This window comes from Aquabacterium sp. UBA2148, assembly GCF_002328915.1.
Lineage (GTDB): Bacteria > Pseudomonadota > Gammaproteobacteria > Burkholderiales > Burkholderiaceae_C > Aquabacterium > Aquabacterium parvum.
Genome location: NZ_DCXA01000217.1, coordinates 17141 through 28933 on the forward strand (window position 1 = coordinate 17141; position 11793 = coordinate 28933).

The following is an 11793-nucleotide window of genomic DNA, read 5'->3' on the forward strand; positions in this document are numbered from 1 at the left end:
GAGCCACGGTGGTGTAGTTCAGCGCCAGCGCTTGCGCCAGATCGCGCAGGGGCGGCAGGCGGTCACCCGGGCTCAGGCGGCCGCTGGCCAGGTCCTCGGCCAGCAGTTCAGGGATGAGCAGGTAGGCCGGCTTGCTGCTGTCGCGCAGGCGCTGGGCCCAGTGGCGGGTGAAGGCGTTCGGCATGCTGCATTGATCGCATCAAGCGTGCCACTTGATCGGTTGTGGGTGTGCACGCAAGTTGTGCGCTGGGGCGTGGTCATCGGCCTCGTGCGCTGTTGTGGTTCATGGCGCAGCGTGGTGTAGACCAGTGCTGGTGCATTCACGCGCACCCGATCAATGCGAGCGACGCGGCCGCACCTTCGCCATTGATCGCATATCGCCCGATCAATGCAAGCCGCTTCGGTCGGTCATGTCAAAGCGCACCGCCTGCTTCCCAGGCAAGGGCCGCTTGATCGCTTCTTGATCGCATGGCGCTGACACGCCGTGGCACACCGGCTGCACCAGTTCACCCAGCGCGGGTCAAGGAGTTGTCCACCCCGCCTGATGTCCTCAACCAAGCCTCAACCACCTGGAGTGCACCCATGCCTGCTGTGACCAAAGCCCCCAATGCCATCGGCGATTTCCTGGTCGACTACGAAGAAAAGGTCTTTGAAGATGTGAAGGCCGAGCCGGGCGACAAGGCCCTGGTCACCTTCCACACCGTGGCCTTCGAAGGCTCCATCGGTTTCGTCAACCTGCTGCAGGCCACCCGCCTGCAACGCAAGGGCTTCGACACCTCGGTGCTGCTGTACGGGCCGGGCGTCACGCTGGGGGTCAAGCGCGGCTTTCCCAAGCTGGGTGATGCGGCCTTTCCGGGGCACCTGAACTTCAACGACCAGATCGCCAAGTTCATCGCCGAAGGCGGCAAGGTGTACGCCTGCCGCTTCGCGCTGCAGGCGCTGTATGGCCATGGCGAAGGCTCGCTGATCGAAGGCATCAAACCCATCAACCCGCTCGATGTGCTGGACATCATCTTGCTGCACCGCAAGGAGAAGGCCTTCATCCTCGACACCTGGACGCTGTGATCCAGTTTCGAGTCTGATCAAACACGGGCACCTCACCATGAGCCAAGCACGCATCATCAAGGCCGCAGCGGCGCAGATCTCGCCGGTGTTGAACGAGGCCGAAGGCACGCTGCACAAGGTCCTGGAAACCATCGATCAAGCCGCTCGCCAGGGTGTGCAGATCATCGTGTTCCCCGAGACCTTCGTGCCGTACTACCCGTACTTCTCGTTCATCCGGCCGCCCATGGCCTCCGGGGCCGAGCACATGGCGCTGTACGAGCACGCGGTGGTGGTGCCCGGTCCTGCCACCGATGCGGTGGCGCAGCGCGCGCGCCAGCACGGCATGGTTGTCGTGCTGGGCGTCAACGAGCGCGACCATGGCACGATCTACAACACACAACTGATCTTCGATGAGGTGGGTGCGTTGCGCCTGAAGCGCCGCAAGATCACGCCCACCTTCCATGAGCGCATGGTGTGGGGGCAGGGCGATGGCAGCGGCCTGAAGGTGGTGGACACCGGTGTGGGGCGCGTGGGCGCGCTGGCCTGCTGGGAGCACTACAACCCGCTGGCCCGCTACGCGCTGATGGCGCAGCACGAAGAGATCCACTGCGCGCAGTTCCCAGGCTCGCTGGTGGGCCCCATTTTTGCCGACCAGATGGAGGTCACCATCCGCCACCATGCGCTGGAGGCGGGCTGCTTTGTCATCAACAGCACCGGCTGGCTGACGGATGAGCAGATCACTTCCATCACGCCCGAGCCTGGGCTGCAGAAGGCGTTGCGTGGCGGTTGCTGCACGGCGATCGTTTCGCCAGAAGGTGTGCACCTGGCGCCGCCCTTGAAAGAAGGCGAGGGCCTGCTGATTGCCGACCTGGACATGAGCCTGGTCACCAAGCGCAAACGCATGATGGATTCGGTGGGGCACTACGCGCGCCCCGAGCTGCTGAGCCTGAACCTCGATGACCGGCCGACGGCGCCGGTGCACGCGACGAGCCGGGCCGTGGGTTCGTCGCGCCAGGGTGTCGATGCCGATGCGCACATGGCGCACACCGAGTCCATGCCCCTGCAGTCAGTCGCGCCACAGGCCTCGCCCGCTCTCACCCCCATCAGCCGCGTCGCCTGACGCCTCACGCCAAGGAGACCGCCATGTCCGCTGTGCTCAACGAACTGCCTGGCCCGTCCAACGCGCCGGCCGTGCCCGACGCGTCAAGTTCGACCACGGCCGCCACCGCGCCGACGATGGCCTCGCAAACCGCCGAGCTCATCGCCGAGCTGCAGTCGCGTGGCCTGCGCTTGCTCGACCCGTCTGCAGGCCTGCCCAGCCGACGCGGTGGCGCCGGCCCGTCCGACCACAAGGCCGTGACCATCGATGGCCACACGGTGATGGTGCCGGTGCACACCGCGCCGGCTTTTGACTCGCCCTTCGTGGCCGACGCGCCCGACGAGCACGGCCACAGCACGCTCAAGCACAGCCGCATCCCGATCGCGCAGATCAGCTTCCCGGCGACGCCACGTTTCTACGCGCGCCAGACGGCCGATGGCGTGCAGTATTCGCACATCGCCACGCTGCATGGCCGCGACGTGCTGGCCACCACCGTGCTGCAGACCTGCATCCGCTACGAAAGCCGCAAGAAGACCTGCCAGTTCTGCTCCATCGGCCAGTCGCTGGCGGCAGGCCGCACCATCGCGCACAAAACACCGGCCCAGTTGGCCGAGGTGGCTCGCGCGGCGGTGGAGCTTGATGGCGTCAAGCACATGGTGCTGACCACCGGCACGCCGGCCACGCCCGACCGGGGTGCGGCCGTGCTGGTGGACAGCGCCCGCGCCATCAAGGCCGCCGTGCCGCACCTGCCCATCCAGGCGCAATGCGAGCCGCCCGATGACGACGCCTGGTTCATGCGCATGAAGGACGCGGGCGTCGACACCCTCGGCATGCACCTCGAAGCCGTCACCCCCGAGGTGCGCGCGCGCATCATGCCGGGTAAGGCCAGCGTGCCGATTGAGCGTTACTTCAGCGCCTTTGAAGCGGCGGTCCAGGTGTTCGGGCGCGGTCAGGTGAGCACCTACATCCTGGCGGGCCTGGGCGACAGCGTGGACGGCATCCTGGCGATGAGTCAGCGCCTGTTGGACCTGGGCGTCTACCCCTTCGTCGTGCCCTTCGTGCCCATCAGCGGCACGCCGCTGGAGGGCCACCCCGCGCCCGACCCCGGCTTCATGCGCGCCGTGCTCGAGCCCCTGGGGCGCATGGTGGTGCAGGCCGGCTTGCGCGCCAGCGACATCAAGGCGGGTTGCGGCAAGTGCGGCGCGTGCTCATCGCTGTCGGTTTACGAGACCGCCGCGCTCGCCTGAAGTGCCCGCTCACCTCTCCACCGCTTTCAGCGAAGGACGCCCCATGAGCCACGTGACCCTCGATGTCCTGTGCGACCTGCCCCAGGCCTTCCAGCCCGCGGCTTTTCGCATCAAGCGCGCCAGCGAGGCCTGGGAGCGCCGCGACGCCCACGCCCTGCGGCGCGCCGTGTTCTGCGTGGAGCAGGGCATCTTCGTGGGCGACGACCGCGACGCCAACGACGCCGCCGCGCAACTGCTGGTCGCCTGCACCAGCCTGGCCGGCGAGTGCGACCAGGTGGTGGGCACCGTGCGCATCCACGAAGCGGAGCCCGGCGTGTGGTGGGGCTCGCGCCTGGCGGTGCACCCCTCGTTTCGGCACATGGGCCGCATCGGGGCCACCTTGATCCAGCTGGCCGTGTGCTCGGCGCGGGCGCAGGGCGCACACACGTTCCTGGCCCATGTGCAGCAAGCCAACGTGCCGCTGTTCGAGCGCCTGCACTGGCACAGCCTGGCCGGTGTCAGCCTGCACGGGCGCCCGCACGCGCTCATGCACGCCGACTTGCTTGAGCACCCGCCTTGCCACGCGCCCGACTGGGGTTTCCTGACCCAGACGACGCCACGCGCTGGCACCCCCGCGAAGGCGTCTGCATGAGCCCCATCGCCACCCCCGTGCTGCCCACCAGCGAAGTCGTGCGCGCCTTGCGCTGCAGCCGTGGCTTTGCCCACAAGCGCGACATCTCCGGCGTGGCCGACACGCTGGCGCGCTGCCTGCCCGGTGGCCACGCCGACCTGACGCTGGCCGAGCACCGTGGCGTGATGCTGGGCGACGACTGCGCCGTCATCCCTGACGACAGTGGCCACCTGCTGTTCGCCATCGAAGGCCTGGTCGAGGACTTTGTGCAAGCCATGCCCTGGTTCGCGGGTTACAGCGCGGTCATGGTCAACCTCAGCGACGTCGCGGCCATGGGCGGGCGCCCCATCGCCGTGGTCGACGCCATCTGGAGCGCCGGGGCCGAACAGGCCGGGCCCATCCTGCAAGGCATGGCAGCGGCTTCGGCGGCGTATGGCGTGCCCATCGTGGGTGGGCACAGCAACCAGCGCGCGACGCGGCCTCAGGTGGCCGTGGCGGTGCTGGGGCGCGCACAAGCGTTGCTCAGCAGCTTCGCGGCGCAACCCGGTCACAACCTGCTGATGGCGGTGGACCTGCGCGGCCAGTGGGAAGGCGAGCAGCCCTTCTGGAACGCCTCGACCCTTGCCCCTGCCCACCGCCTGCGCGACGACCTGGCGCTGCTGCCCGAGGTGGCCGAGGCCGGCCTGTGCAGCGCCGCCAAAGACATCAGCATGGCCGGCGTGCTGGGCACCGCGCTGATGCTGGCCGAGTGCTCGCGCGTGGGCCTGCGCATCGACCTCAGCGCCCTGCCGCACCCACCTGGTCATGGCCATGACGAAGCGCCTGCCGCCTTCTTGCGCTGGCTGCAGGCCTTCCCCAGCTACGGCTACCTGCTGAGCGTGGCCCCCGACGACGTGGCCGCCGTGCAGGCGCGCTTCCTCAGCCGAGGTCTTGCTTGTGCGCCCATTGGCACGGTGGAAGCGGGCAGCGGCGTGTGGCTGCAGCGCGGAGGCCTGCATGGCAAGCCAGGCGGTCACTGGCCCGAGCAGGCGCCGCAAGACCTCGCCTTGTTGTGGGACTGGCAGCGCGAGCCATTCATTGCCGGTGAGCGCCCGGTTGGAGCCGCTGCCGACGCAGCAGGAGCGAGCGCATGACTGCCCGTCCCTGGCACACCCGCCCCATGCGCATCGCCTTGCTGATGCATTCGCTCAACCCGCGCGGCGGCGTGGTGCACACGATCGAGCTGGCCGATGCCCTGGTGCAACTGGGCCACGATGTCACCGTGATCGCCGCTGGCCGACTGGGTCAGGCGCTGTTCAGGCCCACCATGGCGCGGCTTTCGGTGGCGCCCTTGGGTGAGTTGCCATCGGGCTTGGTGCCCATGGTCGGCGCGCGCATGCAGGCCGTGGCCGCTCACCTGCGAGGGCTGAACCTGAGCGAATTCGACGTGTTGCACTCGCAAGACAGCATCACCGCCAACGCCCTGGCCGACTTGCAGGCCGAAGGCCTCATCGGCGGCTTCTTGCGAACGGTTCACCACCTCGACGCCTTTGACGAGCCCCAGCTCACCGCCTGGCAGGCGCGTGGCGTGCACGCGGCGCGGCAGCTGCTGTGCGTGAGTGGGCTGTGGCAAGGCGTGCTGGCGCGCGAGTGGGGCCGCAGCGCTCACCGCGTGGGCAACGGGGTGAACCTGGTGCGCCACGCAGCCCATACCCGTCAAGCCCAAGGTGAGCAAGGTTTGCACGCGGCACATGACGACGAGGTGTTGACGCGCATCGGCCTGCCCCCCGGCACGCCGTACTGGCTGGCCGTGGGTGGTGTCGAGGCGCGCAAGAACACAGCGCGCCTGCTGCACGCCTTCGCGCTGATGCGCAAAGAGGTGCCCCAGGCTCGCCTGGTCATCGTTGGTGGCGCGAGCCTGCTTGAACACGCCCAGGCTCAGGCCGAGTTCGATGCCGTGCGCCACGACCACGGCATGGCGCCGGGTCAGGCGCGCGCAAACCACCTCGTGTTGACTGGCCCGGTGCAAGACGGCGTGCTGCCTTCGCTTTACCGCCGAGCCATCGCATTGGCCATGCCTTCGGTCAAAGAGGGCTTTGGCCTGGTCGCCATCGAAGCCATGGCCTGCGGCACGCCCGCCATCGTCTCGCGCATCGCGCCGTTCACCGAGCACTTGCGACCTCACGAGGCCTTCTGGGTCGACCCGCTGGATGTGCGTGACATCGCCGCCGCGCTGCGCCAGAGCTGGCGGCTCGAGCAGCACCTCGGTCGCGACCCCGCACAACGCGCCGAGCACGTCAGTCAGTTGCGCCGGGTCGCGTCCCGTTTCGACTGGCTTGCCAGCGCGAGGCAGCACCTGGCCCTCTACGCGCATGGTTTGGCCGGTTCAGCCGACCCTGAGCCGGGCACCCCCGCCATGCCAGCACCGCACTCGCTGCAAGCGCTGCCCCCGCCTCCCACCGCCTCAACCGATCACCCCTGCCATGCCTGAAATGCACTTCACCGTTCGCTGGCCCGATGGCTGCGAACACACCTGCTACTCACCCTCGCTCGTCGTCCGGGACTTCCTGGTGCCCGGCCAGCGTTACGCCTTGCCCGACTTCCTGTCCCGCACCCAGCAGGCCCTGTCGATCGCCAGCGAGCGCGTGGCCGCCAAGTACGGCTTCGCGTGTTCCCGGGCCATGGACCAGTGGGCGTCGATTGCCTCGCACGCCGAGGCTTTTGCACACCACCCTGACGCGCAAGTCGAGGTGCTTCGCTTCGACGCGTGAGCCACTCACCCCAGACACCGCATGCAGCGCAGACACCGCCAAGAGGAAACCATGCCCCAACACCATGACGTCATCATCGTGGGCGCCGGCCAGGCCGGCATGTCCCTGAGCCACTACCTGCAGCAACGCGGCATCGACCACCTGCTGCTGGAGAAGCACACCCCCATGCACGCCTGGCGCCACCAGCGCTGGGACGCCTTCTGCCTGGTCACGCCCAACTGGCAGTGCAAGCTGCCCGGCCACGACTACGCTGGCCCCGAGCCCCATGGCTTCATGAAGAAGCCCGAGATCATCGCGTACCTGCAGGCCTTCCTGGCCAAGGTCAAGCCACCGCTGATGACGGGCGTGACGGTGCGCCACGTTCAGCCGCAACCGCAACCGCAAGGCGGCTACGCCATCCACACCACGGCAGGTGACTTCACCGCGCGCCAGGTGGTGGTGTGCTCGGGCGGCTACCACGAGCCTGTGATCCCCCGCCTGGCCGAGCGCCTGCCCGCGCACATCGTGCAGTTGCACTCCGAGCAGTACCGCAACCCGCAGGCCCTGCCCGAGGGCGGCGTGCTGGTGGTGGGATCGGGCCAGTCGGGCGCGCAGATCGCCGAAGACCTGCACCTGGCCGGCAAAACGGTGCACCTGGCCGTGGGTGACGCCCCGCGCTGCGCGCGCTTTTACCGGGGTCGCGACGTGGTCGACTGGTTGGCCGACATGGGCTACTACGACATGCCGGTGGACCAGCACCCGCTGCGCGAAGGCGTGCGCGACAACACCAACCACTACGTGACCGGCCGCGATGGCGGACGCGACATCGACCTGCGTGCCTTCGCGCTGCAAGGCATGAAGCTGTACGGCCTGCTCGAAGGCTTGAACGACGGCGTGATGAGCTTTCAGGGCACGCTGCGCGCTGCGCTGGACCAAGCCGACAAGACCTACAACGGCATCAACGCCGCCATCGACAAGCACATCGCCGAAAAGCGCCTGGACGCGCCACCGCCGTCTGTGTACGAACCTGTGTGGCAACCCCAAGGTGGCACCGCGCACACGCAGCTCGACCTGGCGGCGGCCGGCATCACCTCGGTGATCTGGTGCATCGGCTTCAAGCCCGACTTCGGCTGGGTGGACGCCCCGGTGTTCAACGGCCGCGGCCAGCCTGTGCACCACCGGGGCGTGACGCAGCAGCCAGGGCTTTACTTCCTGGGGTTGCCCTGGTTGCACACCTGGGGCTCGGGCCGGTTCTCCGGCGTCGCGCGCGACGCGCTCTACCTGGCTGAACAGATCGACGCCAGCCTGGCGCGGGTCGATGCCCAAGTGCCGCTTGGCGACGAGGTCAAGGCGCCTCTGGTGAGCACAAATTGATCGACGTGAACGAGCGGTCGTGGCCGTTTCCGGGTGTGTAGGCCACGTGGCAGCCGTCGGGCGCGATCATGAGTTCGCGGACGCTGCATTGGCCCTGCAGCGAAGAGCAGTGGACGCGGCGCAGGGGCTGGCCCAACTTCTTGAGGTAGAAGCCCGTCAGCTCGCTGGTGTAGGTGGGCACCAGCAACAAGGTCGAACCCTTGAGCGGGAACGCGAACCCACCCGGTGTGGACGTGTCGCCACGTGGCCGCTTGACCGACTGACCCAGCGCCTGCAAATCCGCCTTGAGCTCATCTGGCAAAGGCACCCGGCTCAGTTGGTCCTGGTCTGAATAGAACACCAGCGCTGGGCTGCCTTTGACCACCTCGCCATTGGCCGGGATCGTGAAGTGCCCCGGCCTGAGCAGCAAGCTGTTGTCGTGCGACTGGTAAGACACGCTGGGCTCGATCTCGCCGATCTGCCCCTCCAGCGGCTTGGGTGGCTGACCATCGTTGATCAGGCGCATGGGGCTCTTGGGGCCTTCCTGCGCGACCGACGTGGCCACCAGCGCCTTCTTCTCGTCCACGTACAAAATGCCCTGGCGCCTGAGGTCCTGGCCGATGGCCTTCGCGTGAGCGGGCAGGGTGACCTTGCAGATGTGCGCGTTGATGTCCGTGTCGTTGGGCAGCTGCTGGCGCTGCACCACCGCCTTGTTGACCGGAGACCAGGTGTAGAGGTAGGTGTTGATCGGGTCTGCTGCATCGGGCTTGGTCGAAGCCCTGCTGAAGAAGGTCTTCTCGTGGCTGCCCTCGGCCACCACGAAGTAATGCTTGCGCGGGTTGGCGCACCGCAGGAAGCCGGCTGCGGTGATGGTGGTCACGCGCTTGGCCTGCAGGTCGATGGCGACCACCTTGGCGTTCCAGTGGTCGTACTTGCCCGGCTCGATGGGCGTGGTGACCAGCAAGGTCGTGTCGTCCACCCACTTGGCTTGGCCCGTTTGCTCGATGATGGCAATGCCCGTCTGGAACCTGTCCAGCTTCACGGTGTCGATCGCGAAAACAGGGGCGCACACCAGCGCCGAGGCGGCCACAAGCCACCCCTTGTCGACCATGGGTGCGAACGCTGTTTTCATGCTCACCCGAGAGGCACTTGAGTCCGAACATCCCAAGGTACGGCGAAACGCCGCTGGGTGCGCAAAGCAAGTGCGGGGTGATGAGACCTAGTTCACGGATGTGCGCATGGCGTGTGGCGGGCTCGACGCCCAGCCCCGCCTGCTCCCCTCAACCCTAGCTGGCAGCGCCGTCGTCGACGGCCGCAGGCTCTGGCTCGGTGTGCCGCTCCGGCTCGCTGGTGTGCAGCAGCTCAGCCAGCACAGACGTGGCGTAGTTGCCCGCTGGCAGAGAGAACGTGAGCACCAGTTGATCGGCTTGTGGCCACTCCCAGGACATGCCGTCCGGCAGCGCCACCAGAGATCGGCGTTCCTGATCGAGGCCGGCGTGCTCCATGCCGTCGCAAAGCGTGGCATGACGCGCGGCCACATTGCTTTCAAGCGCCAGCGCCTGCTCGGTGGTGCTCAAGCGACCCCGCCCCCACAGGGGGCCGGTGGGCCGGCCTGCCTCGTCCATCAGGTCGCCGTGCAGGGCCTGGCCCCACAGCCCCTGCTGTATGCGCAGCGCCAGCACTTCGTTGAACACGAAGGAGCGCACTGCAGACAGGTAGATGCCCTTTTTCTTGGGGTTGCGCACGCGGATTTCGCGCGCCAGCATGGCCCGACCCTGCTCGATGTTGCCGCCATCAAAGCCGAAACGCTGGGCGCCGAAGTAGTTCGGCACGCCGCGCGCGGCAACGGCCTTCAGGTTGGCTTCCAAGGCCTGCATGGCATCCGGGCCACCGGCCACGTCACGCAGCACGATGCGAAAGCGATTGCCTTGCAGGTCTCCGGGGCGCAGCTTTTTGACGTGGCGGCTCTGGCTCAGCACGTTGAACTCCGGGTGCTTCAGCTGGGTCAGGTCGGGTGTCTCGCCGGTTTTGCCGCTCGGAAAGTAGATGCTGAACCACTGACGTGTGATGGCGTGGCGGTCCTTGAGTCCTGCATAGCCGACGTCCTTTTCCTGCACGCCGGCGGCATCGGCCAGTTGCTGGGCGACGTAGGCGGTGTTGGCGCCGTTTTTCTCGATGTCCAGCCAGATGTGTTCGCCTTCACCCGATGGCAGCTGCAGCGGCAGCTCGGTCACGATGAAGTCCTCGTTGAGGCACTTCAAGGTGGCGCTGGCGCCGGTGGCAGGGTAGGCGTTGGGCCAATGCGGCAGGGTGGTGTAAGAAGGCGTGTGGGTCATGGAGGCTGCACCGGCTTTGAATAGGGCTGGCTGTCGGGCCTGCCGGGAGCAGTGCCGGGCGTGATTGTCTCCTGACCTGTGCGGTTTCTATGGCGTTTCGATCGGCTCTGCGCTCATCGCGGGTGATGGGGCTGTTCGCCGCCGGCGTGGCTGCGGAAACGACCAGTCCATGGTCGCCACATCTTTGGCCGCCAAGCCAAACCGAAGGTCACCACCACTGCCGCCACGCTCAGCCACATCACCCAAACCAGCACAGCCATGGAAGGGTGGTCCAGCCACAAGCATGCCAGCAGCGAGAGGCTCAAGGCCAGCGCGGCCAGGGATCGCAAGCCCAGAACAGCTCGGTCGCTTGGCTCGGTGGTGGTTTGCCTGACCTGTTGCCAGTGCGTGGGCATGGCCAACGCCAGCCACACCATGCCTGCATGCGCAAGAGCGGGTGCCAGCAACCAGGGCATCCATTCATGCATGGGTTGCCTCCGTTGGCAAGCTCGTTCGCTGGGTGTGGGCAGTCACCATGGCTGGCTGTCGTTTGAGCTTGTGGTGTGCGGCCCATGCGATCGCTGCGGTGGTCAGCAAGCTCAGGTCCACACCAGCCACGGGCCAGTTTCCGGCTGGCACCGTCACCCAAAGGTGCGCCCCGGTGCTCCAGCCATTGGCCAGCACGGCCGCCACAGCCACCACAGCAAGGGCTTGGCATTGTTCGTCCCATGCCGGTGAGCGCTGGCCAAGCGCGACCGGGCCGTTGCGCCCGGCGGCGTGCAGCAAGCTGATCAGCCAAACGCCCCAGAAGGCACCGATCTGCCAGTCCGCTGCGCCGTTCAAGTCGGCGGGCAACAAGCGATTCACCAGCAGCATGGCGGTGGTGGCCAGCAGCATGCCGGTCACGGTGGCGACGCCCAACGCGTCCACGACCCGCGCTTGAGCCGAGCCTTGACGAGCATGCTGCTGTTTGCGCTTTTCCACGAAGAACACAAAGCCAGTGGCAATGCAAACGCAGCCCAACAACCCGCCGGCCACATACAGCCAGCGCAGCAGCCAGTGCTCGAAGTGTTGCAGGTGCAGCCCAGTCAGGAACTGGTGCACGGCGGAAGCCGGTTCGCGGGGTGGGTCCTCGTGCAGCACGCGGCCTGTGCTGGCCTGGAAGTGAATGCCTTCACCGACGAGCGCCACGCGGTCGCTGCCGGCTCGGTAGATGCTGACGTAGCTGTTGGTGTCGCCAAGGTGGTGGACTTTCAAGAAGCCCACCTGCCCGGGCATGCCCCGGTCTGACCAGCGTCGACGCGCATCGGCCACCATGGCGTCGACCGATGCCATGGGAGCGTTCACCCCAGCGCGCGTTTGCGGCAGGCCGGTGCGGGCCGATTCCTGAGCGGCG

12 protein-coding genes and 1 pseudogene are annotated in these 11793 nt (G+C 67.3%); 8 read left to right on the forward strand and 5 right to left on the reverse strand.

Features of this window, described 5'->3' with window-relative positions:
• On the reverse strand, window positions 1-184 hold a 184-nt coding region (locus B2W70_RS12200), incomplete at its 3' end, for a GntR family transcriptional regulator (protein ID WP_286746032.1).
• Between the two features lie 398 nt (window positions 185-582).
• On the opposite strand from B2W70_RS12200, the gene B2W70_RS12205 reads away from it, so the two are divergent.
• The 8 genes from B2W70_RS12205 (at window position 583) to B2W70_RS12240 (ending at window position 8103) form a co-directional block, all read left to right on the forward strand.
• A complete protein-coding gene (locus B2W70_RS12205; RefSeq protein WP_286746034.1) occupies window positions 583-1065 on the forward strand; it encodes an MSMEG_0572/Sll0783 family nitrogen starvation response protein in 483 nt (160 codons plus the stop codon).
• A 37-nt stretch (window positions 1066-1102) separates the two neighbouring features.
• Entirely contained in the window at window positions 1103-2164 is a 1062-nt protein-coding gene (locus tag B2W70_RS12210; protein ID WP_286746035.1) for a Nit6803 family nitrilase, read from the forward strand.
• 116 nt (window positions 2165-2280) lie between these two features.
• A complete protein-coding gene (locus B2W70_RS12215; protein WP_286746066.1) occupies window positions 2281-3390 on the forward strand; it encodes an MSMEG_0568 family radical SAM protein in 1110 nt (369 codons plus the stop codon).
• 43 nt (window positions 3391-3433) lie between these two features.
• Complete coding sequence (locus B2W70_RS12220; RefSeq protein WP_286746036.1) at window positions 3434-4021, forward strand: MSMEG_0567/Sll0786 family nitrogen starvation N-acetyltransferase; 588 nt, start codon at window positions 3434-3436, stop codon at window positions 4019-4021.
• A 20-nt stretch (window positions 4022-4041) separates the two neighbouring features.
• Window positions 4042-5133 (forward strand): sll0787 family AIR synthase-like protein, encoded by a 1092-nt coding sequence (locus tag B2W70_RS12225; protein ID WP_414631055.1) that lies wholly within the window; start codon window positions 4042-4044, stop codon window positions 5131-5133.
• Window positions 5130-6470, forward strand: coding sequence for an MSMEG_0565 family glycosyltransferase (locus B2W70_RS12230; RefSeq protein WP_286746040.1), 1341 nt, complete (start codon window positions 5130-5132; stop codon window positions 6468-6470). The genes B2W70_RS12225 and B2W70_RS12230 overlap by 4 nt, the downstream gene beginning before the upstream one ends.
• Entirely contained in the window at window positions 6463-6750 is a 288-nt protein-coding gene (locus B2W70_RS12235) for an MSMEG_0570 family nitrogen starvation response protein (RefSeq protein WP_286746041.1), read from the forward strand. Before B2W70_RS12230 ends, B2W70_RS12235 begins: the two co-directional genes overlap by 8 nt.
• Before the next feature lie 51 nt (window positions 6751-6801).
• On the forward strand, window positions 6802-8103 hold the full coding sequence (locus B2W70_RS12240) for an MSMEG_0569 family flavin-dependent oxidoreductase (protein WP_286746043.1): 1302 nt from the start codon (window positions 6802-6804) through the stop codon (window positions 8101-8103).
• Here the strand turns inward: B2W70_RS12240 and B2W70_RS12245 are convergent.
• The 4 genes and pseudogenes from B2W70_RS12245 to B2W70_RS12260 form a co-directional block, all read right to left on the reverse strand.
• On the reverse strand, window positions 8075-9214 hold the full coding sequence (locus B2W70_RS12245) for a hypothetical protein (protein ID WP_286746045.1): 1140 nt from the start codon (window positions 9212-9214) through the stop codon (window positions 8075-8077). The genes B2W70_RS12240 and B2W70_RS12245 overlap by 29 nt on opposite strands.
• Before the next feature lie 154 nt (window positions 9215-9368).
• On the reverse strand, window positions 9369-10418 hold the full coding sequence (truD, locus tag B2W70_RS12250) for a tRNA pseudouridine(13) synthase TruD (protein WP_286746047.1): 1050 nt from the start codon (window positions 10416-10418) through the stop codon (window positions 9369-9371).
• Window positions 10419-10531: 113 nt separating this feature from the next.
• Window positions 10532-10885, reverse strand: coding sequence for a DUF3325 domain-containing protein (locus B2W70_RS12255; protein ID WP_349677457.1), 354 nt, complete (start codon window positions 10883-10885; stop codon window positions 10532-10534).
• Window positions 10878-11793 (reverse strand): annotated as a pseudogene (locus B2W70_RS12260) (PepSY domain-containing protein); the annotation flags it as partial. The pseudogene B2W70_RS12260 and the gene B2W70_RS12255, both read right to left, overlap by 8 nt.

What these genes read in the sequence shown, in the direction of transcription:
- B2W70_RS12220 (WP_286746036.1), top strand. Translation starts at nt 3,434, where the DNA reads ATGAGCCACGTGACCCTCGATGTCCTGTGCGACCTGCCCCAGGCCTTC.
- B2W70_RS12255 (WP_349677457.1), bottom strand. Translation starts at nt 10,885, where the DNA reads ATGCATGAATGGATGCCCTGGTTGCTGGCACCCGCTCTTGCGCATGCA.
- B2W70_RS12240 (WP_286746043.1), top strand. Translation starts at nt 6,802, where the DNA reads ATGCCCCAACACCATGACGTCATCATCGTGGGCGCCGGCCAGGCCGGC.
- truD (WP_286746047.1), bottom strand. Translation starts at nt 10,418, where the DNA reads ATGACCCACACGCCTTCTTACACCACCCTGCCGCATTGGCCCAACGCC.
- B2W70_RS12230 (WP_286746040.1), top strand. Translation starts at nt 5,130, where the DNA reads ATGACTGCCCGTCCCTGGCACACCCGCCCCATGCGCATCGCCTTGCTG.
- B2W70_RS12215 (WP_286746066.1), top strand. Translation starts at nt 2,281, where the DNA reads ATGGCCTCGCAAACCGCCGAGCTCATCGCCGAGCTGCAGTCGCGTGGC.
- B2W70_RS12245 (WP_286746045.1), bottom strand. Translation starts at nt 9,214, where the DNA reads ATGAAAACAGCGTTCGCACCCATGGTCGACAAGGGGTGGCTTGTGGCC.
- B2W70_RS12235 (WP_286746041.1), top strand. Translation starts at nt 6,463, where the DNA reads ATGCCTGAAATGCACTTCACCGTTCGCTGGCCCGATGGCTGCGAACAC.
- B2W70_RS12210 (WP_286746035.1), top strand. Translation starts at nt 1,103, where the DNA reads ATGAGCCAAGCACGCATCATCAAGGCCGCAGCGGCGCAGATCTCGCCG.
- B2W70_RS12205 (WP_286746034.1), top strand. Translation starts at nt 583, where the DNA reads ATGCCTGCTGTGACCAAAGCCCCCAATGCCATCGGCGATTTCCTGGTC.